Genomic DNA, 23,847 nt, shown 5'->3' with positions numbered 1-23,847 from the left:
CCTTTTCAGGCCATGGAGATGAAACTTAAAATTGTTGAAGGCTTTCCTGAAACAATTTTTGCCAAGGTTCATCGAAATGTCCGGTCTGACTGGTACGGCAAAAAACCTCCCCCGCCCCCAGGTCCCCACCCGCCATCCCCGCCGCCCCAAAATCACAAAACATCTCCCCGGGAGGAACGCTTCCAATATAAACCTTCAGGTCCCCACCCGCCATCCCCGCCGCCCCAAAATCACAAAACATCTCCTCGGCCAATACCTATTTATATAAATTTTATTTGCACGAAAGCTGGTTGCGTAGTATGATATCTAATGTAGGTGTCTGCGGGCAGTCATTTAGTCCGGGACGATAATAGATACAGGGAGAATTACAAATGGGTAGATTTTTTAACTTGGACAGCCCTCTTATGACTTTTTTGTCAAAGATGGCGGATTTAATGATTCTGAATCTTTTAACGTTGCTCTGCTGTTTACCGATTATTACGGCGGGGGATGCGATGACGGCGCTTTATTATATGACCATTAAGATGGTTAAGAATGAAGAGTGCTACATAGTGAAGGGTTATTTTAAATCCTTTAAGGAGAACTTCAAGCAGGCAACGATTATATGGCTGATTGCCCTTGTGGTAGGGATAATATTTGCTGGGGATTTCATGATACTGAGGAATTCCACCGTATCCTTCGGCAAGGTAATTATGGTGCTGATTACGATTGTGGCGGTGATTTATCTTTTCACGATGATTTACATATTCCCGGTTTTGTCGCGGTTTGAGAACACCGTGAAGAATACTATCAGGAATTCCTTCCTGATGAGTGTTCTGAACCTGCCCAAGACCATCCTGTTAATTATCATCAACCTGATTCCCACAGTGCTTCTTCTGGTTACCTTGCAGGCAATGCCGCTTTTGATACTTTTCGGATTTTCCGTGCCGGCCTATGTGGCAAGCATGTTGTTCGTAAAGATTTTCAAGCGCTTTGAGCCGGAGGAGGAAGAGGAAACCTCCGATGAGCTGGAGACGCTTTCCTTCATCCGTGAGGAAGAGGAAGAAAAGCAGAAGGCCCTCAGAGAAAACGCGCAGGCGGAGCAGGATATACAGGCAGGAGAAAATGCGGAGGATGCACCTTCCGCCCAGACAGAAGAAATTACAGAATTGCAGGACAATGAATAATAATAGCATTCGCAACGAAAATGATTTTTGGGGGAATTGGAAGCTATGAAGGATTCGTCCAAGAAATCAGCGCTGTTCCAGTTGTTGGGACTGGCGCTGATTTTCGTTATTCTGTCTGCCTATGTGTTGGGGAGCTTTTATGTCAGGAGCCGCAGCGAGGCCAGGGATTACATAGAGAAAAAGTTTATCTCAGCCGCAGAGGATCGGGGAAATCAGGTGGAGACCAGGCTTTCCGGGCTGGCTGAGACGGCTGCGCCCATCGGGAGCCTTCTGGGGAAGGCGGGGCTGCAGGAGCGGGAGGAGAGCGTCCGGCTGCTTGGTGCGCTGGCAGACAATACGGATGCATACCTGGCGGTATATGCCGGGCCGTCGGGGAGTGGCGTGGACAGCCGGGGAAGGGACAGGGAGCTTTCCGGGGAGGCGTATTTTTCCATGCTTGAGGAAACTGCTTTTTTTTACGGGCAGGATGAAGGGACGGATGGGAAAAATGCGCTGATTGCTGCGGTTCCATGCAGGGAAAACGGAAAAACATCGGGTATGCTTTATGTATATCTGGACTCCTGCAGGCTGGAGGAGATGCTGGAGCTTCCGGCTTATGGGGACAAAGCCTTTTATCTGCTGACGGACGGCGGCGGAACAATTATGGCGCAGGGCGGATATCCGGGGAATTTTGCGGCGGAAGGAAACCTGAAGAAGGCAATGGGGAGAGCGGAATTTGACGGGGACGAATCTCCGGATACCGCTTGGAAGAAAACACAGGGATATAAGGAAGGTACGATTGCTGTGTCAATGGACGGAACGGGTTATGAACTGTTTTTTTCTCCCATGGGAATTAACGACTGGCGGTTTTATGTGGGGGTGAGAGAAGAATTCCTGGCAAACAGCAGGAATGAATATCTGGCTCCTGTGAGAAAAACCATTGTTGGCATCCTGCTGACAGTAGGCCTGTTTTCAGGGCTTCTCCTGATAACAAATTTTATCAATAAGTATTTTTATAATGAGCATAAGAAAGTGCTTGAAGAGAAAGCGAGCAAGGATTTGCTCACGGATCTGAGCAATAAAACTGCTACGGAGTATCTGATTAAAGATTATATAGAGACGCATCCGGATTCCCAGGGGCTGTTGTTCGTGCTGGATGTGGACAATTTCAAGAAAATAAATGATACACAGGGCCATGCATTCGGCGATGAAGTTCTGCGAAAGCTGGGAACAAGGCTGCGGGGAGAGTGCCGGATAACGGATATCGTGGGACGTACCGGCGGCGATGAATTTATTATTTTTATGAAAGATATTAAGGAAGAGAGCATATTTATTAAAGAGGCGCAGCGGCTTCACAGATTTTTCGGAGACTTCCAGGTGGGGGAATATGTGAAATATTCTCCGGCCGCCAGCATCGGCATTGCTGTTTATCCTCGGGACGGCAGAACCTTTGAGGAGCTGTATAAGGCTGCCGACAGTGCGCTTTATTCCGTGAAGAGGAATGGCAAGAACGGCGTGGCCTTTTACGAGACAAAGATGAACGTAAAAATGGAATAAAAGTACTGCGAAAAGGAATGAAAGGTGTCGAAAACCGCGTAAGATGGGGATTATGGTCAAAGTGTATAAGATCAGAATGCCGAATTCAGCAAGTTGACAGGCCTAAAAAATTCATTATCCTTTTCTTAGCAAATTTTACAATGTTGCGATAAATCTTTGTGGAATTGTGGTATAGCCAAAAGAAGTCGCTTAAGTTATACTTATTTCAGGCTCAGTTGAAGGGACTCAACTGGAAACATGTAAACAAATAACATAGGGAGGCTAATTAAATGGCAAGTTTATCTTTAAAAAACATCTGCAAAGTATATCCCAACGGTTTTGAAGCAGTTAAAGACTTCAACCTGGAAATCGCTGATAAAGAATTCATCATCTTCGTAGGACCGTCCGGATGTGGTAAGTCTACTACACTTCGTATGATTGCAGGTCTGGAAGATATTTCTTCCGGTGAACTGAAAATCGGTGACAGAGTGGTTAACGATGTAGAGCCTAAGGACAGAGATATCGCGATGGTATTCCAGAACTACGCTCTGTATCCTCATATGTCTGTATATGACAACATGGCTTTCGGACTTAAGTTAAGAAAAGTTCCGAAGGATGAAATTGATAAGATGGTTAAAGAAGCAGCTAAGATCCTTGACCTTACCCCTCTTCTTGACCGTAAACCGAAGGCTCTGTCCGGTGGTCAGAGACAGCGTGTTGCTATGGGACGTGCAATCGTACGTAATCCTAAGGTATTCCTGATGGACGAACCTCTTTCCAACCTGGATGCCAAGCTGCGTGTTCAGATGCGTATTGAGATCGCTAAGCTGCATCAGAGATTAGGTACAACCATCATCTACGTAACACATGACCAGACAGAAGCTATGACACTGGGTACCAGAATCGTAGTTATGAAAGACGGTGTTATTCAGCAGGTTGATACTCCTCAGAATCTGTACGACAAGCCTCAGAACCTGTTCGTAGCAGGATTCATGGGATCTCCTCAGATGAACTTCCTGGATGCTGTTGTTGAAGTAAGCGGCGAAAATGCATCCCTGAAGATTGCTGGAAAATCTATTCCGCTGCCTCCCGCAAAAGCTAAGAAGGTTATTGAAGGTGGTTATGCAGGAAAGACTGTTACATTTGGTATCCGTCCTGAAGACGTATATGATTCCCAGATGTTCATCGAAACAGCTAAATGTACATTTGAATCTACCATTAAGGTTTACGAACTGCTTGGTGCAGAAGTTTACTTATACTTTGACCTTGCTGATTATCCTATCACTGCAAGAGTGGATTCCCGTACAACAGCAAGACCTGGCGATACTGTTAAATTTGCATTCGATGTTGAAAAGATTCATATCTTCGACAAAGAGACAGAGCAGGTTATCACCAACTAATATTAAAATCAGGCGGGGCTATCGAGTTGATAGCCCCGTTTTTTCATGTTTTGGACGAAAATGGGGGCAGAAGGCGCCGCCAGGGGCAGTGCTCCGGTTTTTTCCTGAAATCAACGGTATTGTGATTTTATACTTTATTTCAGGCAAACCTAAAAGAAAGGGGTTGTTGCACTAATAAAGGTGTTTACAACGTTTTTACTTAAAATATGATGTAGGAATGGCCATTTTTCTTGCATATTTTCAAATTTTGCTATATAGTTAATGGTATCAAGGAAAGGACGTGAAGAGAGATGATTTCCAATCAAGTAATACAGAACAGCATTGATGAATTACGTGCAATAACCAAGGTTGACCTGGGCGTGTTCGACGTGGAAGGCCTGAAAGTTGCAGCAACGGTAGACGAGATTGATATTTCCAGGGATATTATTGAAAATTTCGCTTCTTCACCGGCAGACAGCCAGGTAGTAGGTGGACGGCACCTTCTGAAAATCCTGGATGATGGGGAACCGGCTTATATTCTTGTAGCCCAGGGTCCCAGTGACGACGTTTACATGGTAGGCAAAATTGCCGTAAGCTCTATTCAGAATCTTATCATAGCATACAAAGAACGTTTTGACCGTAATAACTTTTTCCAGAATCTGCTTTTGGACAACCTGCTTCTTGTGGACATTTACAATCGTGCCCAGAAGCTTCATATCGAAGTGGAATGTCCCAGAATCGTATATCTGATTGAGACGAAAATTGAAAAAGACAACAGCGCGATGGAAATGCTGAAGAGTCTTTTCTCAAGCCAGAATGGTGATTATATCACTGCGGTGGATGAAAGGAATATTATTCTCATCAAAGCTCTGGAAAAAGAAGATGACGTGGAAACCATCGAGAAGACGGCAGACATGATTGTTGATATGATGAACAGCGAAGCCATGATGAACGTGCGTGTAGCTTACGGTACGGTTGTGGGAGAGCTGAGAGAGGTATCCAAGTCCTACAAGGAAGCCACGATGGCTATGGATGTAGGAAAGATCTTCTATGCGGAAAAGAGTGTAATCTCCTATGCGAAGCTGGGTATCGGCCGTTTGATCTATCAGCTGCCCGTTAATCTGTGCAAGATTTTTATTGAAGAAATCTTTGGCGACAATGTACCTTATGATATGGATGAGGAAACTCTTACCACTATCAACAAGTTCTTTGAGAATAACCTGAATGTATCTGAAACCTCCAGACAGCTGTTTATCCACAGGAATACACTGGTTTACAGAATTGAAAAGCTCCAGAAGAGCACAGGGCTGGATATCAGGGTATTCGATGACGCGCTTACCTTCAAGATTGCATTGATGGTGGTAAACTATATGAAATATCTGGAGAGCATTGATTATTGATGAGCCAGTAATGTCCAAGGCAGCGGGAACCGCAGGCTTCTGAATGGAATTTTGTATGACGCTGTGATTTAGGACAGTTATTAAATGAGATGGAACCGGGAAAGCATGTGCACACCAGTGCATACTAAAAATGCCTTCCCGGTTTTTTTCGCCGTATTTTCGGGCAATTTCCAGAATCCTTCAGTAAAAGCAGATTCCAGTCATATCCCGGTCAACCTCCGAATACAATAGAGACTATAAAGGAGGGACAAGGTGTTGTATTATAACAGGCAAATTATATACATAGACTATATGGAAGCAGGCAGTAAGGTAAAAAATGCGGGTTTTCTGAGAAAAGAAGAGACAGAAGATACTATCACCTGGAACATGCAGATAAAGGGCCTGTATGAGACAGACACGGGTTTCTTTGATTTGAGGGACGAGACAGGTGCTTTGATTGATAAGGTACTGCTGAAAAGAGGGACAGGATCTTATGAAAGACAGTTTACAGCCGGCGGGGTGAGCCGCGGCGGACGGGAATTCGGGGAGATCTGCGGGATAACAATACGCCTTTCTCCGGGCAGGGAAGTGATTGGCAGATGGAAGGGCGCAGAAGAGTGCCTGAAGGCAGCGGATATTTCAGTGACGGAGGAGAAGAGAAGGAAATATGTCCCCCCGCTGGCAGGTATGGCGCAATATGAAAGGCTGCAGGAGGAGGCGTCCAATGTGATGCCGGAAATTGACCTGCCCCAGGCAGAGCAGCGAACGCGCGGGATAAGCTTTTCTGAAATGCCGGAAACAGTTATGTACCAGGCTGAGCCGCGAACGCAGGGGTTAAGCTTCACTGAGATGCAGAAAGTGGCTTTACATCCGGCAGACCAGCAAATACAGGAGATAAATCATTCTGGAATTCAGAGAACGGATCCGTACCAGGCAGGGGAACAGTGCAGGAAAGTATTGCAGGCGAATACAGAAATGCCTGAGCAAAAAACGGCCGATATGGAAGGAAAGCATTTGGCTGCGATAAAAACAGAGGCAGGTCGGCCGGAGATTTTGCAGTACCAGAATCCTTTAACGGAGAAACAAAAGAATACTGAATCAGCGGAGGAACGGAGCGGGTTCCAGCTTAATAGGGATGCTGTGGATTCCGTAATGGAGAACGGTGCCATTTCCGCGGAAAAGCTGTGCAGGCGGTGCATGCACAAAAGGTTTACACCACAGGAAAAAAAACGGGAACCGGAATCAAAAAAAGCGGCGCCGAAAGCAGAAGGTGGAGACCTCGGGGGAGGTGGAATTCAAAAAGAAGGGATGTCCGGCAAAGAAGGGATATCCAGCAAGGAAGGGATGACCAGCAAGGAAGGGATACCCGGCAAAGAAGGAATGTACCGCAGCGAAGGCGGAGTATCAGGAGGCGGCATCCCTAAAGAAAGTGGGGCAGTAAAAGGAAAACATATTGCAAAAGAAAGCGGGGATGACCTGATGCAGGAGGAATTTTTTGAGGATAAATGGGAGCAGCTGCGTCATATGTATCCCACGGTCCACCCTTTTGCGGATGAAAGGCAGTATCTGTCCATTACGCCGAGGGACTTTGTGATTCTGGGCAGTGAGTACCAGAAGATGGTGCGCAATAGCTTTCTGCTTCATGGCTATTATAATTACAGGCATATTATTTTGGGGAAATTTAATGTGGGAGGAGTGGAGAAATTTTATCTCGGAGTGCCGGGAGTCTATTATGACAGGGAAAAGATGGCGGCGGAGATGTTTGGATTTGAAGCCTTTGAAGGCAAACAGACGCCTGCGGAACCGGGCAGCTTCGGTTATTATATGAAGAGTGTACGTATCTGAATCTCCGGGGGTGCTCAGTCTACCCCCCGGAGATTTACATTGTCTATGTAAGGTTTGAGAATACGGATAAATTCTTCCAGCTCCGGTTTTTCATAGGCGGAGAATTGTTTGCAGATGACACCGTCGCTTTCCGCATAGGACTGGAGAAAATATGCTTCACAGCCCTTCAGCCATTCACCGATGGAAATAAAATCCCGGGCGGAATGCAGTTCCTTTACTACTGTGGTGCGGAATTCGTAAGGAAGCCCACAGGAGCGGATAAAATCCACGGATGCCCGGATTCGGCCCATGTCAAGCGCGGGCAGGCCGATGGTTTTAGTGTAATTCTCAGGAGAGGATTTTATGTCCATGGCAATATAATCCACCAGCTTTCTGCCGCACAGTGATTCCAGTACCTCGGGGCGGTAGCCATTGGAGTCCAGCTTTACCAGATAGCCCAGTTCCTTTACACGGGAAAGAAAGATGTCCAGATCGGGCTGAAGCGTGGGCTCGCCTCCGGTCACACAGATTCCGGTAAGTATTCCCTGCCGCTTTCTGAGCACCTGGAAAATTTCTTCTTCAGGAATCTGTGGCAGCTGCCCCGCATGCAGGACCAGATCACCATTCTGGCAAAATGGGCAGCAGAAGTTGCAGCCTCCGGTGAAAACAGTACAGGCTACGTGGCCGGGATAGTCTAAAAGGGTGGTTTTATTGAATCCGTTAATTTGCATTTTTTCCTCTTTCCTGCTATGATTTATCTGCAAGTTGTTTTGGGTCTTAGTGACTTTTATTATAGACCACCCGGAGGCGCCATACAAGAAGAAAGGACATAACTGTTCGTCCCTTCACAGTTATTGCCAAAATCCATCCTAAATCGCCTTCGGCGATGGATTTTGGCACTCCTGAATCATTTTCTTACGGTCAGTACAGCAAGTGTGCTGACCTGGCTGAATAGTTACGAAAGGATTTCCATTCTATGACCGAGCAGGAAAAATATATGAAGGCGGCAATGACACAGGCAAAAAAGGCTTATGCCTTAGGAGAAGTCCCCATCGGCTGCGTTATTGTCCATGAAGGAAAAATAATAGGAAGAGGCTACAATCGCCGCAATACCGACAAAAATACACTTGCGCATGCGGAAATAACCGCCATTAACAAGGCCAGCAGGAAAATCGGGGACTGGAGGCTGGAGGACTGTACCTTGTATGTGACACTGGAGCCGTGTCAGATGTGCTCAGGCGCTATCGTACAGGCCCGGATTCCCGAGGTCGTGATCGGCTGTATGAATCCCAAGGCGGGTTGCGCCGGATCTATATTGAATATTCTGGAAAATGATTCGTTTAACCATCAGGTAAAGGTCACCAGAGGGGTGCTGGAGCAGCAATGCAGTGATATGCTGACGCAGTTTTTTAAAGAGCTCCGGGTCCGTGTGAAGGAGGAGCGTAAGGCGCGTAAGCTGCTTGCGGCGCAGGAGGAAACTAAAGAATAGGACAGGAAATAGGGATTAGGAGGATACTAAAGAGCAGGACGGAAACTAAGTAACATGATGGATGCAATAGAGAAAAATCAAGGAATATACGGCAATTATGATAGTTATTCAATATAAATAGAGTCTCCCAGTACAAGATATTTCGTATGGTATACCTTGCCGGAGAAACTCCCTTTTTGTATTTATACACAGCTGACAGCTGATTACGATTTGGTATCAGCTGTCAGCCTATTGACATTTTAGTCTATTTCCATAAATCCATTTGGCTTGTATATTTTTCTGTATAAATCGCTTCAATAGCAGCAGCCTGATTGGCATCGATTTCACTAATCATGGCATTATAGAGGCTTTCTACCTGTTCTTCAGATTCTGCATAGACCATATTTGCAAAGGCAGTGTCAATAATGTCTTTTATTTTCTGTTCAGAGAGTGCCTCCTGGGTGCCTGCAGTGGGACCGATATAGTCGTAGGGCGCCGTATCCCAGGTGGAATTTGCCATGGAAGTAAGTGCATGTGTACTGATAGCATCCCTTTCGTATTTGGTAGCTAAATCATAAGGGGTTCCATCGGCACCATATCCGTTTTTAATGAACCAGGTCCATTTACGGATGCCGGTTTCCTTGGTAAAGGCATTCCAATCATCCTTAAAGCCCTGAAGGGTCTCCGGGCGGGGAACATGTTTACCATCCTTGATATCCCAGTCTTTCCCCTCAATACCCCACATAAGCAGATATTGTCCTTCCTCACTTGCAAGGAAGTTCATAAACTTAATTGTTTCTTCAGGGTGTTCATTCTTTACGGTGATGCCGATAGCATCCCAGCCAAGTGAGCTTCTGGGGCTGAAGGTGGTCTTGTTGGGATCCGTACCGTCAGCAATTACTTTAAACATATAAAATTGTTTATCAGTATCTTCTCCATTGGCCTCCCGGAGAAGCTTATTGCCGTCCGTGGAGAGTCCGATTGTGGCGGCAACACGGCCGCTGCCAGCTTTCTGCGTAAAAATTTGTTCTTTGTTTACTGCCCATTCTTTGTCAAGAAGTCCGTCTCTGTAGAGGCTGTTAATGTATTTTACCATTTCAAGGTAGTTGGGATCCCGCACATCAAAATAAAGCTTTCCATCTTTTTCAAAATAATTTTTCATGCCATACATTGCCTTAAAGGTACTGATTACTGCAGGCATATAATCTGAGTTGGCGCTGAGCGGGATTGCAGCCTGTCCATCTTCGTCTGTATAGGTTTCTTTAAAGTGAGCCAGGATATCACGGAACTCTTCCTGAGTAAAATAATCACCTTCCTTTGCTCTTTCACCATATCCAAGCTCATCCAGAACATCCATACGGATACAGATAGCTCTGTCAGGATCGGGATCCAAACCATACCAGTTATTAAGGTAATAATTTTTTCCGTCCTCATAGCGGCTCTTATTTAGTATATCACCATACATTTCCTTGATATCTGGACCGTACTGTTCTATGAGATCATTCAGCGGAACGAGTGCGCCGGCGGCAATGTATTTATTCACAATATCACTGCGTCTGTCCATCAGGACAATATCAGGAAGATCTCCGCTGGCCAGCATCAAATTGAGCTTTTCTTCCGGATTCCCGGTAGGCTGCTGAACTTCAATTTTAATCCCCGTTTTTTCCGTAATAGCCTGCGCTACCGGATTATCAAAGGCATCACCTGTATTTTTATCAAAAAATGTAAGTGTAATTACTTCCCCCGAATTGGATGGTGCTGCAGCACGAGAATCCTCGGAGGCTGCTTTTTCAGCACTGCCATCCCCGGAGGCCCCGGACTGTGCGGTGTTTGATGAGGAACTGCCACAGCCTGCCATAAGGCAGGAGGCCGTTAATACACAAGTGAGCAGAAGACTTATTTTTTTCTTAAACATAAGAATCCCCCTTCTTATAAGTTAAAGTTTGGTAAGTGAGGTTTATTAAAAGCAAGCATTTCATCACACATTTTTACAATATCTCCAATAGAAAGCTCGGAGGAGGTGTGAGGATCCATCATGGCAGCCTGGTAAACATGTTCTTTTTTGCCGGTAAGGGCTGCCTGTATTGTAAGCAACTGCATATTGATATTAGTGCGGTTCAGAGCTGCACATTGTTCAGGAAGCGGACCGAAATGTGTAGGACGGATGCCATTGCCGTCTACAAGGCAGGGAACCTCCACACAGGCTTTTTCAGGTAAATTGTCGATGAGGAAGCCTGTATTCAGGACATTGCCGGCGATTTCGTAAGGCTGGTTGGTTTCCATTGCTTCCATAATATAGGACGCATATTCCTTGCTTCTTTCATGGGTAAGGCCGGAGTTTTCGATTAAGTCATTTACTTCCTTCCAATATTGAGCTTTGCCAGTGGCCCAGTTTTTATAACCGTTGGTGGGCAGATGATACTGCTCCTTCAACTCTGGATATCTGTACTTATGATAGTATGGCACATATTCCGAACCGTGGGAACTGGATTCGGTTACATAATAGCCAAACATTTTCATAAATTCATATCTTACCTTATCATTATGATCATCGGTACGTTCCAATGCTCTACGGCGGATTTCAGGATAGAGATCCTTTCCATGCCGTGAAATGTCCAGAAGCCATGCCTGATGGTTGATACCGCCGATTCTGTAAACAACATCATCTGAAGGCATTCCCAGGCCTTCAAGAAGATCCTTTGCGCAAACCTGTACACTGTGGCAGAGCCCTACGCATTTTACAGAGGTGGCCTGCTGAACTGCTCCAGTGACAATACACATGGGGTTTGTATAGTTCAGAAGCCATGCGTTGGGGCAGACTTCTTCCATATCTCTGGCAATATCCAGCATAACCGGAATAGTTCGCAATCCGCGGAACAGCCCGCCCATACCAAGCGTATCGGCAACGGTCTGATACAGGCCATATTTTTCCGGAATTTCAAAATCGGAAACGATATAAGGATCATATTCCCCTACGGCAATGGCATTGATAACGTAATCCGCATCGCGCAGGGCCTCCTTACGATCATGGTACACTTCCACACTGGCATGGTTGCCGAGATTCTGGTTCAGGCAGCGAAGCATGGTTTCTGACTGACGCAGTCTTTTTTCATCAATATCAAAGAGTGCCAGCCTGGATTCGGCAAGAGCGGGGGTACACATGCAGTCGCCCAATACGTTTTTTACAAAGATAGAACTGCCGGCACCAATGAATGTAATTTTTGGCATAAAAACCTCTTTCCGGCGCTTTGGCGCCAATTTTTTATAGCAGGCCGCAGGAGCCTTTTTCCTTCTGCGGGCTTCCTGTCAGTCCTTAACTGCTCCAATGAGCATACCCTTGATAAAATATTTCTGCAGGAACGGATACACAAGAATGATGGGGATAGTTGCCACCATAGTAACCGTCATACGGATGCTTTCACTGCTGACCGGCATTTTCTTCGCTTCATTGGCCATCTGTTGAGCCTGTGAAACCATGGCCCCGGTCTGGTACTGGTTCAGAATTTTTACGAGTACGGCCTGCAGGGTTTTCAGCTGCGGTTTATAGGTATAAATATAGGAATCATACCAGGCATTCCAGTGAGAAATGGCGGAAAACAACAGGATAGTGGCTAACACTGGCATACTCAACGGCAGCACAACCCTCATAAATATGGTAAACTCCCCGGCCCCTTCGCTGGCGGCTGCTTCAAAAAGCTCCTTAGGAAGCCCTTCTATGTAAGTACGTACAAGTATCATCCAGTAAATATTGACAAGGCCGGGAAAAATAAAGACGAAAAAGTTATCTATCAGCCCCAATGCCTTGATTACCATATAGGTGGGAATCAGGCCGCCTGAAAAATACATGGTAAATACAAAAAAGAAATTGATAGCACGTCTGTGGACCAGCTCTGTTTTTGAAAGTACATAGGCGAGCATGGCCACACAGAATACCGTCAGGGGAACACCAATCACCGTACGTGTTACGGTTACACCCAGTGAGGAGAGAATTTCTTCATTTTGAAAAACTGCCTTATAGCTGCTGAAATTCAGTTCCCTGGGCCAGAGAAGCAGACCTCCTTTGAGTGAGTCTCCGGCATCATTGATGGAGAGTATAAAAATCTGCCAGAAAGGAAAAAAAGTAACGATAAAGATAAAAAGCAGGAATCCGTAGACTACCAGCTTACCGGCAATCTGTCCGGGTGTGAGCTGTAAAAGTTTTCTGCGGCGTGAGAGCGGTACAGCCTGCATTTGTTTCTGTTTCATGGATATCTCCTTCTATTTTATATTTCATTCAAAACTGATTTGCCGTGTAGTTGTTAAATGACAATCAGGATTAGAAAAGATGACTGCCTTCCAGTTTTTTGGATATTGTATTTACGGTCAATACGAGGAGGAAGGCGATGACCGATTTAAACATACTTACCGCAGAAGCATAGGAGAACATGCCGTTTTGAATACCATAACGGAACGTATAGGTATCAATAACATCAGAATATTGTCTGTTTAGGGAGTTGCCCAGAAGGAAGTACTGGTCAAATCCGGTATTCAGCAGGCTGCCTATGGAAAGAATCAGCAGTATCAGAATCGTGGGCCGGAGCATGGGAAGCAGGATATACCAGATCTGTTTTAACCTGCCGGCGCCGTCTACCTGTGCAGCCTCAAAAAGTTCCGGGTTAATGGCGGAAATAGCTGCCAGATACATGATGGAGTTGTAGCCCATGTCCTTCCAGGTATTAGAGAGAGCTACAATCAGCCAGAATCTTTTGCCTTCCTGCAAAAAGAAAATGCCCTCATCGATGAAGCCGCAGGCAATCAGGAGCTGGTTGATAAGTCCTTCCGAGGATAGCAGCGTTACAATGATATTAGCGGCAATAACCCATGAAATAAAGTATGGAAGGTAAGAAACGGTCTGTACCATACGCTTAAAAAACTGTCCTTTTACTTCGTTAAGGGCGATGGCGATGAAAATTGGTATGACAAATCCGATGCTCAGCGTCAGAATGCTGGAACACAGGGTATTTCTCAATACATTAAGAAAATCCTGTCCGGAAAAAAAATAACGGAACCAACGGAGTCCTACAAATTCACTCCCGAAAAAGTTGGACCAGAAATTGCCGAGAGAGGGCTGATAATCAATAAAAGCCATATAGAGCCCAGCCATTGGGCCATAAGCGAACAGCAGAGCCCACAGAATACCAGGTATCAGCATGAGATACAGGGTACGCTGCCGTTTCATTAGACGGTGGCGTGACCGTCTCCGTTCTTTTCTGGTGCTGGTACTTTTTACCATTGCTATGTTCAAAGAATCCCCTCCTTGGTCAATATGTATTAATGAATTGCTTGTTTGAGATGATTATAGTAAAAGATGTACAATGATTCCATAACTGAAAACACCGATTCATAACGGAAACGTACGAACATTGATGCAATGACATTGTAAAACTATAAATTATGTTATATGATTCATTTGTGAAAATGGCTTTTTGCTGATGTGTATGCCGGTATACAAGGGGGAGCAGGCATGTATCGAATTTTATTGGTAGATGATGAATGGCTGGAGCTTGATACTCTTGAAAACTATATTCCGTGGGAAGAGATGGGATATCAGGTCGTGGGGACAGCAGAGAATGGAAAAGTGGCACTGCGGCTGCTGGGAGAAATGGAAGAGCGGGGTGTTCAGGGACAGGAAACGGAAGAGAGCGCTCTCCCGGATGTTGTACTGACAGATGTAAAAATGCCGGTAATGGACGGTCTGGCTTTCAGTAAGATACTCCACGATAAATATCCTGATATGCAAATTGTATTCCTCAGCGGTTATAATGATTTTGAATACGTGAAATCAGCGCTTGCGGTGGAAGCCTGCGGTTATATTTTGAAGCCGTTGGATCCGGAGGAACTGAAGAGTACAATGGAAAAGGTGAGAGAGAAGTGTTCAAAAACCTTTAAGGATAAGAAATCCCAGGCAGTGGTTACGGCGGAAAATCTGAAGAACCTGTTAGGCTTCAGCATGGGAGAAAAGGAAGAACTGTGGGAAGATATCTGTCAGTCCTGCAATACGATTCTTCATTGCAGGCCGGAAAACCGGACTTTTTATGTAGGAATGATTACAATTGATGAATACAGGTTTTTATCCGGTTATGAATCCGATGGAAGTGTTATTCTTAATTCCATTCATACGGCAATCAGAAAGCTTACAAATAAAAAAATACTGCCGCTTCATATCAATGACCACAGCTATCTTCTTCTTTCGGACGGGGAATTGGGAACAGCCATGGCCGGTTTTATGAAGAAAGAAGGTGAAGCGGCTCGCTGGACTACGGTATGTCTATATGGCAGCAGGCAGTCCCTGGAACGGATGCCGGTGCTGTGCCAGGAAATGAACAGATACCGCAGATGGCATGTAAAGCTGTATGGATCAGGGCATATTATTTCCTGTGACGGACAGGAAGAAAGCACAGAAGGGCAGGTGGAGGAAGAAACCGCAGAGCCTGAGATACTGATTTCTTATCTTCAGAATGGGGAAAAGGAACAGATAGGGGAGTGGCTGGATATTTATTTTTTGAAGCCCCGGAGAGAAGAAGGCATGGTGAAAGATGCATTTGAACTGACAGAAAGGATATATGCATCGGTAATTGAAACAAATCCAGGCGCAGAAGAGCAGTTGGGGAGCAAAGCGGAGCTGTATGGCAAATTGTCGGCTGCTGAAGGAGCTTCCCTGATTAAGGATATTCTGATACAGTTTTTGGAAAAAACAGCGGATACTCTTGCGGCATTATCCGGAGACAGGCGGCTGGAGGTGGTAAATCAGGTAAGGCATTTGATTGAATTGGAGTATGATGCGCCGCTGACAATTGAATATCTGGCTGAGAAGGTGTACATGTCACCCAATTATCTGCGTACACTGTTTAAAGACTATACCGGAGAAACTGTGCTTGAGTATGTTACCAGGACAAGGATTAACCGTTCCGCTGAGCTTCTGCGTGATACTAATATGCGGGTTAGTGATATTTCCAGAAAGGTAGGCTACGAGAACCCGTCCCACTATTGTGCGGTATTTCGCAGACAGATGGGGATAACCCCTAACCAGTTCAGAAATAAAACGGCGGGGAGCGGAAGATATGATTAAGAAAATAAAGACTCTGTTTTATAATTTACCAATGATGGGAAAGCTGCTGATTCTTCTGATTACCAGTTCCCTGGTTCCGCTTCTTATTATTTCTATATACTCCTTTACTTCAGCTAAAAATCAGCTTCTGGAGCAGGCCTATGAAAATATGAATCACATGAACCAGCAGATTAACAATAATATCAGCAGCCAGCTGGACAGTTTCCATCAGATTTCCGGGATGCTTTATACCAATGCCACACTGAAAGCATATCTGACCCGTGAGTATAAACAGGATATCGACTTTGTGGAGGCCTACGGTTATATTAATGATCTTTTCTTCGGCCTGATGGCGGCAAATAGCAATGTGGAGGGAATTACCGTTTATGTATTTAATGATACCATACCGACAGACGGTGTTTTTATTAAATATCTATTTGATCCAAAAGCGGCCCCGGAATGGGTAAGGGCGCTGGATCAGAGCTATGGAAATGTGGTATACACAGGGATCACACTGAACGATAAAAAAGAACGTATTTTTTCTTTGGCACGTATTATGAATTTCAGCAGCCTGAATTATCCCTATGGTGTTCTTACCATTTCTGTTCGGGAGGAGTATCTTTATTCCATGATACGCCAGGAGTCGGAAGGAAAAAACATCTATGTCATAGATGAAAAAGGAGAAATTCTGTCTACAAAGAATAAGGAGCAAATCTCCAAAAATCTAACGGAGGTGCTGGGAGTAGAGGTTCCCATGGGGAAAGCTGACGGCAGACAAGTTATGAATATTCAGGGAAAACGTTCTCTTGTGGTATTCAACCGCATGGAGCAGGGCTGGAAAACAGTATCCATAGTTCCGTTGGAGGATATTCTCAGGGAAACAAGGCGTTCCGCTAGTCGTATTCTGCTGATGGCAGGTATAAGTTTTACGTTGGCTTTACTCCTGATTGTTTTAATTTCCAGATATCTCACCGGCAGAATGAAAAACCTTACGAGTCAGGTGGCGTTAATTGAAAATGAGGATTTCAGTCGAAAAATAGAGATTAAAGGAAATGACGAAATCGGACAGCTTTCACAGGCCTTTAACCGGATGACAGATAAGCTGAATGTCCTTATTAATGAGCTTTATAAAAAAGAGATTACCAGGAGGGATGCTGAGCTGTATGCCCTTCAGAGTCAGATAAATCCTCATTTTCTATATAATACCCTATCTGTCATTTCTTCACTGGCTATCAGAAAAGGAGACGGAGAGATCAGCAGTATTATTAATCATCTTTCTACCTTTTATAAAACTTCTCTTAATAAAGGGATGCGATATATTACAGTAGAAAATGAACTGGATATCACCAGGCATTATCTGGCGATTCAGCATATGCGATTCCGTGAGCATTTCCAGGAAAGCTACGAGGTGGATGAAAAGCTGTATCCCTGCAGGACGTTGAAACTTATTCTTCAGCCATTTATAGAAAATGCAATCAATCATGCTGTATGTGACAGGGAAGAACCGTTGCATATAGTCATACGATTGTACCGGGAGAAGGAGAAAATCTGCTTTGAGGTAGAGGATGATGGAGTGGGAATAGAACGGGAGAAAATGAAGCGATTGGTATCAGGGCAGCCGGAGGCCGGGTTTGGCATATATAATGTAAATGAAAGGATACAGCTGGCTTACGGAAGTGAGTACGGTGTTACAGTCCGGAGCACGGTGGGTAAAGGAACAAATGTAAAAATTACCCTACCGCTTTAAGGAATGCTTGCTTTTTATAATTGTTTCCTGTATAGTGAAAATCGTAGGACATGGAAAAAATAAAGAAAAACGTATACGGGCAGGTAGGTCCGTATGAAGGAGGAAACGTTTATGATGAATGAAGAATTTCTTACACTGACTATTGGGAAACAGAAGAACATTGCCCTGATCGCCCATGACAGCAAGAAGCCGGAGCTTATTTCCTGGTGTGAGGAGCATAAGGATGTGCTGAAGAACCATTTCCTGTGCGGGACAGGGACGACGGCCAGGATGATTACCGATAAGACCGGGCTTCCTGTGAAGGGATACAACAGCGGCCCGTTGGGCGGGGATCAGCAGATTGGCGCGAGAATCGTTGAGGGACGGATTGATTTTGTGATATTCTTTTCTGATCCTCTTACAGCGCAGCCCCATGATCCGGATGTGAAGGCTCTTCTGAGAATCGCGCAGGTATATGATATTCCCATTGCCAATAACAGGGCGACGGCGGATTTCATGATTACCAGTTCGTTGATGGATCAGGAATATGATCACCAGGTGGTGAATTTCCGGAGGAATATTGAACACCGGGCGAATACGTTGTAGGAAGCCGGGATGGGAGTTTTTCGCAGCATCCTGTAAAGATATAATTATTCTGGAATATCAATATTCGGGACGGCCATCTTCTTGAATGGCTTTGCCATTCAAGAAGCATCGGATGTTCATCCGATGCGAATATAGGTGCAAAAACGGTCTTATAAGCAAGCTTAACGCCCGCTTTTGCACCTATATTCCCGCCGGCCTGGACTGTTTATATGTATTATGATTTCAGTTTGCGATAGGCTCTGGGCGACATGCCCAGGGCCTTTTTGAATATGTCGGAAAAATAAGCAGAGGAATGGAAGCCGCAGGCGTAGCTGATTTCCGTAATGCTTTTACTTGTATTTTCCAGAAGGCTGCAGGCCTGGAGGATGCGGATGCCATTTAGATGGTCCATAACGGTGCTCTTGGTGGCGGCGCGGAACAGGCGGCAGAGATGGTATTTTGTAATATAAAAATGATCCGCAATGTCATCCAGGGATCGGATGGTGCTGTAATTTTGATTGATATAGGTGATAAGCTCGGCAATAAGGGGGGCGCTGGTTTTTTGCGTTTCTTCTTCTGCTCCTGCGGCCTGGCGGTAGGTTTGGGTAAGCAGGGAAAGGATTCTGACGAAGGCTGGGTAGGTGCTGTCAAAATCCTTTTTTGCCGAAAAGCTACGGATTTGGAACAGGAGCTGAAGGGTCTCCTCGTAATGCTTCTGGGGAAGGCTGAGGTGACCTGTCTGGAAGCATGTCAGGAGAAGGGAACGGCTTTTTTCCGTGAAATACCGGTTCAGATAGCGTTCGTCAAAATACATGAGTGTTCTTTCATTGCCTGCCCGGCCGAGGGATTTGTGCATGCAGTAGGGCGTGATGAGAGAAACATCATGTTTTTTCAGGGTGCAGGCGTTATCCAGGGTGATCAGTGTGTATTCCCCTTCCTGCAAAAGGAGCAGTTCATAGGCGTTATGGTAGTGAAATCGGCCCATGTCATAGTTCTGGGTGTGTTTTGTGTATTCTATCTGGATCATTTTTTCCGGGGTATAAAGGTTGTTGTTCATGGGGGCTCCTTTGTGGCGCATGGCAGCGGGACCTGCATGTGGATGGATGGTAGAGTTTTGATTCGTCAGAATCCATCCGGAATTTAATCGGAATCCGTCCGGAAGTTGATCGCAATCCGTCCGGGATTTAACCAGGATCCGTCCGGGATTTAACCAGGATCCGTCCGGGAGCTGAGCAGAATCCATCCGGAATTTTGCTATGGCGTCATTTGGTCAATATTTCTAAAATATTATAAATAAAATTCCCGTAATAAGCAATATAACAAAAGAAAAATAAGATTAATTGACTTATGATAATAAAGAAAATGGCGGCAGTCCAGTGTCTGGGCTGTTACAGAAAACGGGTCTTTTAGGAAAACAGGACTGAGAATAGAAAAAACGGAGGTATTTTCATGTTTAGCAGGGAATTTTCTTTTGCAGAGGGTGGAGAAGGTATCAGGCTGTCTGCCGGGGATTATTATGATGAGAGTAAGGGATACGGATTCCTGGGATTGGCAGTTCAGGAGAGGGCGGCGGACAGGTTTACCGGGACGGGCGGATGGAATCCGCGGGAGACGTATTGCCCCGGGGAGGGAGAAGAAGCCGGGCTGTGGCAGAATGGTGCGGACGGCGTGGAAGTGAAGGCGGGATTTCCTTTGCGGTTCCGGGCGGCGGTGCCGGGGAACGGAAGCTATGCGGTGACGGTGACCATCAGGGGCGGCAGAGAAGGCGCGCAGGGGCTGATGCTGTATACGGGCAGGAGGAACCTGATAAAAAGGGATATTGTTATCCGGCCGGGAGAGGTGTTTTCCTGCCGGTTTTATGTCCGGGTTTGTGAATATATCCCGGTGGTGGGAGAAGGGGCAAAGGAGGACAACTCGGTATATGTGACGGTGCTGGGCGCAGGGAAAAGCAGCGCCAGGATCAGCGGGCTGAAAATAGAGGATGCCCAGGCTCCCACCGTGTTTATCGCGGGAGATTCCCTGGTTGCGGATTATGATGGGTTGTATCCCTATAATCCGATTATCAACGGGGGCAGCTGGGGACAGAATCTGCCTCAGTATTTTGACGGCGTGGCTTTCAGCAATCAGGCGCATGGCGGGTTGACAACCAATTGCTTCCGGGATGACGGGCACTGGGATATTGTATGTAAAAATATCAGGCCCGGAGATATTTTTCTGATGGAATTCGGCCATAACGATCAGAAGAGACGGTATTTGAAGGCATTTGACCAGTATGCGGCGAATTTACGCAGATACGTCCGCCAAATCAGGGAAAAGGGAGCGTATCCCATGATCGTGACCTCTCTTTCCAGGATTCCGGGAAAAAATGAGGATGGGTATTTTGATTTGCTGGAGGATTATGCGCTAAGCTGCCTCAGAGTAGGGAGAGAGCTGCATGTGCCGGTAATCGATCTGCATGCAGGCAGCTTCCGGACTCTGTGCGATATGGGGCCGGAGATCACTCCTGATTATTTTATGGATACAACCCATACCAATGATTACGGCGCTTTGCTGACGGCCGGATTTATTGCAGAGGAAATTGTGAGGCTGCAGGCGGAACCGCTGTGCGGCATGAGAAATGATTTTGCCGGTAAACCCTGGAAGCCGGATGTATCGCTGCGTCCTGCGGATACGGTGTCCAGCGCCCAAAAGGAGGAAAGGCCCATTCTTCCTACGGATTTGCCCAAGCTGCCTTATGCGGACTGTAAGGGGATTCCCCAGGAGGGCATACTGAAAAAGGCGATGGTAAAGGGGCTGCTGGATCCCTGCATCCTGTTTTTCCATCCTTTTGATGAGATTCCCAGGGGACAGTTTCTGTATTTGTTTTTCAAGGCCGCGCCCATGCCGGTAAAGCGGGGATATCAGGGAAGATTCTGTGATATCTACAGGTATGAGTTTGATGCACAAAATGTGCAGACGGCGTTGGATGCAGGACTGGTGGATGAAACGACGACACCGGAGGACCGGTTCCGGCCGGATGATGGACTGACCTGCGGTGAGCTGGCGGAATTCATGGTAAGAAGCCTGCAGCCGGAAGGAAAAAGAGGACTGGATATGCAGACCTGTGAGCAGGAGGCGAAACGGCTGGGACTGTTATGGGACGGTTATGAAAGAAATGCGGCAGTGAACCGTGCGGACTGTACTGCGGCGTTAGTACGTATGATGGAAATCAGGGAAAAGGAGAATTGAGAAAAAATGCCAAGAACAGATTACAAACTCATGGAAGGATGGGAATTTACACTGGATGCTGACGGGAAGAAGGGCTATCGGCCGGTAACCCTGCCCCACGACTGGGCCATAAGCGCGCCGTTTTGCCGGGATATGGATCAGGGGGAGGCTCAGGGCTTCCGGGATCGTTTCGGAATCGGCTGGTACCGCAGAAGCCTTCGGCTGGAGGAAAAAAAGGAAGGCTATTGCTACTATCTGGATTTCGGCGGTATTTTTGAAAACAGCACCATATGGGTGAATGAAAGGGAAGCGGGAGGCTGGAAGTATGGCTACAGTTCCTTCCGGCTGGATATAACACAGTTCCTGAAAACCGGGGAAAACAGTATTGTCATCCGGGTGGATAATACGGCCAGCCCTGCGGACCGCTGGTACAGCGGGGCCGGAATTTACCGTACCGTGAAGCTGCTGGAGACGGAGGCCGCCCATCTGGAGGAACGGGAAATTGTGGTACATACCGAGCTTGAAGGGGACAGCGCAGTGGTACGCGTGGCAGCAGGCGTGGACGCAAGGGTAAGAGGCAGCCTTTCCCTGGCGGGCGTGTGCGGCGATGCGCAGAATAACAGATGCCCTGATGCGGAGAATATGGCAGAAGGCATTCTTGCGGAAGATATTATTGCCGAGGGTGAAAACGGATTACTGGAATTTCATGTAAAAAATGCAAGCCTGTGGTCTGCCGAAGAACCGAATCTGTATACGCTTACCTTGTCCTTAATGGACGGTGAGAGGGCTGCGGACACGGTTTCCATGCGTATCGGGCTGCGGAAAATAGAGCTGCTTCCGGGAAAAGGGATGTTTGTCAACGGGGAAAAGGTGATTCTCAAGGGCGTATGCCTGCATCAGGAAGCGGGAAGCGTAGGGATAGCGGCGAAGAAGGAAATCTGGAGGGAAAGGCTTCTTTTGTTAAAGGAGATGGGCTGCAATTCCATCCGCGCCGCCCACCATACCCATTCCGTGGAGTTCCTGGATTTGTGTGATGAACTGGGCTTTTATGTGTATGAGGAATGTTTTGACAAGTGGACCGGCGGCCTGTATGGCCGGTATTTTGAAACAGAGTGGAAAAAAGATGTGGAAGCCATGGTGAAGCGTGACCGCAACCGCGCCTGTATTTTTATCTGGGGCGTGGGAAACGAGGTGGAAAACCAGGGGCAGCCATCCATGCTGGCTATTTTGAAAATGCTGAAGGATTATGTGCTTACCATGGATGCGACAAGGCCGGTAACCTACGCCATGAACCCGCATTTTAAACGGGAAAGCAATGTGGAACTGTCGCAAATCAAGGATATCCAGAAATTTGTGGATGAAGCGGACGATACGGAAATTTACGACGTCAGAGAAAGAGTGGAACGGATTTGCAGGATCGGGGAGATCGTGGATGTGATTTCCTGTAATTATCAGGAGCAGTGGTACCCCATGATCCATGAGGCTATGCCTGACAAACTGATTCTGGGAACGGAAATCTACCAGTTTTTCAAGGGGCATCCGGAGCAGATGCAGAATTTTACCAATGAAAATCCTTCCCTGGTGCCTTTTGCCGCAGATTATGTAATCGGCGGGATGATCTGGACGGGGATTGATTATCTGGGAGAATCCATGGGATATCCGGCGAAGGGCTGGAGCGGGGCAATGATCCGCACCAACCTTGTGAAAAAGCCGGGATTTTATCTATTGAAGAGCTATTGGAATGAGGAACCGATGGTGCATTTTTCCGTGATGGATTATTCCCTTGAGGACGAAGGGGTCAAGGAGCACTGGGATATGCCGATTTATGCGGACCACTGGCATTTCCCGCAGTTCCATAAAACAGTGATCCCCTATATGATAGCGAGCAATTGTGAGGAAGTGGCGCTGTATCTGAACGGGAAAAGATTTTTCCTGCCCCGTCCGGCAGACTGCCCGAACCGGATGATTACCGGCTTCCTTCCTTATCAGCCGGGCTGTGTAAAGGCGGTGGGTTATAAAAACGGGGAAGAGGTGTGCTGTCATGTCCTCAAAACTCCCGGGCCTGCCGTGAGGCTTTCGTTTACCCGGGAAGAGATAAAGGCGCCTGCCGAGAGAGGCTATGAAATGCTGCTTACCGTAAGGGCGGAGGACGAGGAGGGAAATCCTTATTTCCGGGAAAGCTCCAGGGTGCGTTTCCAGATTGAGGGGGACGGGGAAATCCTGTCTGTGGACAACGGGAACCTGATGACCAATGAGCCGTATCAGGCTGATTTTATCCATATGTACCATGGCTGTGCAAGCGTGAGAATCCGGTTGGGCGGCAGCGCGGGACGTATTGTGGTTTCGGCCTGTGCGGAAGGAATGTATCCGGGGAAAACTGTGCTTACGGTGGAATAGTAAGGTTGCAGAATATGACCCATCCCATATGGGGAGGGATCGGACAGATCTCTGACAGGTGGGGCCGAATTATGAAGCAGTATCCGGTCGGGGATAGAAAATAAAAATCAGGGA

17 protein-coding genes are annotated in these 23,847 nt (G+C 46.5%); 11 read left to right on the top strand and 6 right to left on the bottom strand.

All coding sequences use genetic code 11. From position 1 onward, the window contains the following. Positions 1-371: 371 nt before the first annotated feature. The 5 genes from DXC51_RS10060 to DXC51_RS10040 all read left to right on the top strand — a co-directional run bounded on the left by DXC51_RS10060 (position 372) and on the right by DXC51_RS10040 (position 7,284). The gene (locus tag DXC51_RS10060; protein WP_021636594.1) at positions 372-1,166 is read left to right on the top strand and encodes a YesL family protein; all 795 of its coding nucleotides are present in this window, start codon (positions 372-374) and stop codon (positions 1,164-1,166) included. A gap of 45 nt (positions 1,167-1,211) precedes the next feature. Continuing rightward, positions 1,212-2,702, top strand: coding sequence for a sensor domain-containing diguanylate cyclase (locus DXC51_RS10055; RefSeq protein ID WP_117544434.1), 1,491 nt, complete (start codon positions 1,212-1,214; stop codon positions 2,700-2,702). A gap of 269 nt (positions 2,703-2,971) precedes the next feature. Further along, positions 2,972-4,081, top strand: coding sequence for an ABC transporter ATP-binding protein (locus tag DXC51_RS10050; protein WP_021636591.1), 1,110 nt, complete (start codon positions 2,972-2,974; stop codon positions 4,079-4,081). Between the two features lie 290 nt (positions 4,082-4,371). Next, positions 4,372-5,460: a PucR family transcriptional regulator gene (locus tag DXC51_RS10045; RefSeq protein WP_021636590.1), complete on the top strand. Its 1,089-nt coding sequence runs from the start codon at positions 4,372-4,374 to the stop codon at positions 5,458-5,460. A gap of 255 nt (positions 5,461-5,715) precedes the next feature. Beyond that, a complete protein-coding gene (locus DXC51_RS10040) occupies positions 5,716-7,284 on the top strand; it encodes a hypothetical protein (RefSeq protein ID WP_117544433.1) in 1,569 nt (522 codons plus the stop codon). A gap of 14 nt (positions 7,285-7,298) precedes the next feature. On the opposite strand, the gene DXC51_RS10035 is transcribed toward DXC51_RS10040, so the two are convergent. Beyond that, entirely contained in the window at positions 7,299-7,994 is a 696-nt protein-coding gene (locus DXC51_RS10035) for an anaerobic ribonucleoside-triphosphate reductase activating protein (protein ID WP_102287051.1), read from the bottom strand. Between the two features lie 245 nt (positions 7,995-8,239). On the opposite strand from DXC51_RS10035, the gene tadA reads away from it, so the two are divergent. Next, the gene (gene tadA, locus DXC51_RS10030) at positions 8,240-8,752 is read left to right on the top strand and encodes a tRNA adenosine(34) deaminase TadA (protein ID WP_117544432.1); all 513 of its coding nucleotides are present in this window, start codon (positions 8,240-8,242) and stop codon (positions 8,750-8,752) included. 244 nt (positions 8,753-8,996) lie between these two features. Here the strand turns inward: tadA and DXC51_RS10025 are convergent, their stop codons facing one another. From DXC51_RS10025 to DXC51_RS10010, 4 genes are all read right to left on the bottom strand, one after another. Further along, positions 8,997-10,646 (bottom strand): extracellular solute-binding protein, encoded by a 1,650-nt coding sequence (locus DXC51_RS10025; RefSeq protein WP_117544431.1) that lies wholly within the window; start codon positions 10,644-10,646, stop codon positions 8,997-8,999. Positions 10,647-10,660: 14 nt separating this feature from the next. Then, positions 10,661-11,959, bottom strand: coding sequence for an alpha-glucosidase/alpha-galactosidase (gene melA / locus DXC51_RS10020; protein WP_117544430.1), 1,299 nt, complete (start codon positions 11,957-11,959; stop codon positions 10,661-10,663). 78 nt (positions 11,960-12,037) lie between these two features. Next, a complete protein-coding gene (locus DXC51_RS10015; RefSeq protein ID WP_243003174.1) occupies positions 12,038-12,976 on the bottom strand; it encodes a carbohydrate ABC transporter permease in 939 nt (312 codons plus the stop codon). A 70-nt stretch (positions 12,977-13,046) separates the two neighbouring features. Continuing rightward, the gene (locus DXC51_RS10010) at positions 13,047-14,015 is read right to left on the bottom strand and encodes an ABC transporter permease (protein WP_242991254.1); all 969 of its coding nucleotides are present in this window, start codon (positions 14,013-14,015) and stop codon (positions 13,047-13,049) included. A gap of 219 nt (positions 14,016-14,234) precedes the next feature. Between DXC51_RS10010 and DXC51_RS10005 the strand changes: the two genes are divergently transcribed. The 3 genes from DXC51_RS10005 (at position 14,235) to DXC51_RS09995 (ending at position 18,150) form a co-directional block, all read left to right on the top strand. Continuing rightward, positions 14,235-15,839, top strand: a complete 1,605-nt coding sequence (locus DXC51_RS10005) for a response regulator transcription factor (RefSeq protein WP_102287046.1) — start codon at positions 14,235-14,237, stop codon at positions 15,837-15,839. Then, positions 15,832-17,565 carry a cache domain-containing sensor histidine kinase gene (locus DXC51_RS10000; protein WP_102287045.1) on the top strand — a complete coding sequence of 578 codons (1,734 nt, stop codon included), beginning with the start codon at positions 15,832-15,834 and terminating at the stop codon, positions 17,563-17,565. Before DXC51_RS10005 ends, DXC51_RS10000 begins: the two co-directional genes overlap by 8 nt. A 111-nt stretch (positions 17,566-17,676) precedes the next feature. Beyond that, a complete protein-coding gene (locus DXC51_RS09995; protein WP_330406224.1) occupies positions 17,677-18,150 on the top strand; it encodes a methylglyoxal synthase in 474 nt (157 codons plus the stop codon). Positions 18,151-18,364: 214 nt separating this feature from the next. Here the strand turns inward: DXC51_RS09995 and DXC51_RS09985 are convergent, their stop codons facing one another. Then, positions 18,365-19,186, bottom strand: a complete 822-nt coding sequence (locus tag DXC51_RS09985; protein ID WP_180998043.1) for a helix-turn-helix domain-containing protein — start codon at positions 19,184-19,186, stop codon at positions 18,365-18,367. A gap of 392 nt (positions 19,187-19,578) precedes the next feature. Here DXC51_RS09985 and DXC51_RS09980 point away from each other — a divergent pair, with 392 nt between their 5' ends. Together DXC51_RS09980 and DXC51_RS09975 are read left to right on the top strand one after the other, a co-directional pair. After that, positions 19,579-21,357, top strand: coding sequence for a rhamnogalacturonan acetylesterase (locus DXC51_RS09980; protein WP_117544427.1), 1,779 nt, complete (start codon positions 19,579-19,581; stop codon positions 21,355-21,357). Positions 21,358-21,363: 6 nt separating this feature from the next. Further along, positions 21,364-23,733, top strand: coding sequence for a glycoside hydrolase family 2 TIM barrel-domain containing protein (locus DXC51_RS09975; RefSeq protein WP_117544426.1), 2,370 nt, complete (start codon positions 21,364-21,366; stop codon positions 23,731-23,733). Positions 23,734-23,847: the final 114 nt, after the last annotated feature.

It is taken from the genome of Eisenbergiella massiliensis (assembly GCF_003435485.1).
This window is presented reverse-complemented; position numbering and strand designations above follow the sequence as displayed.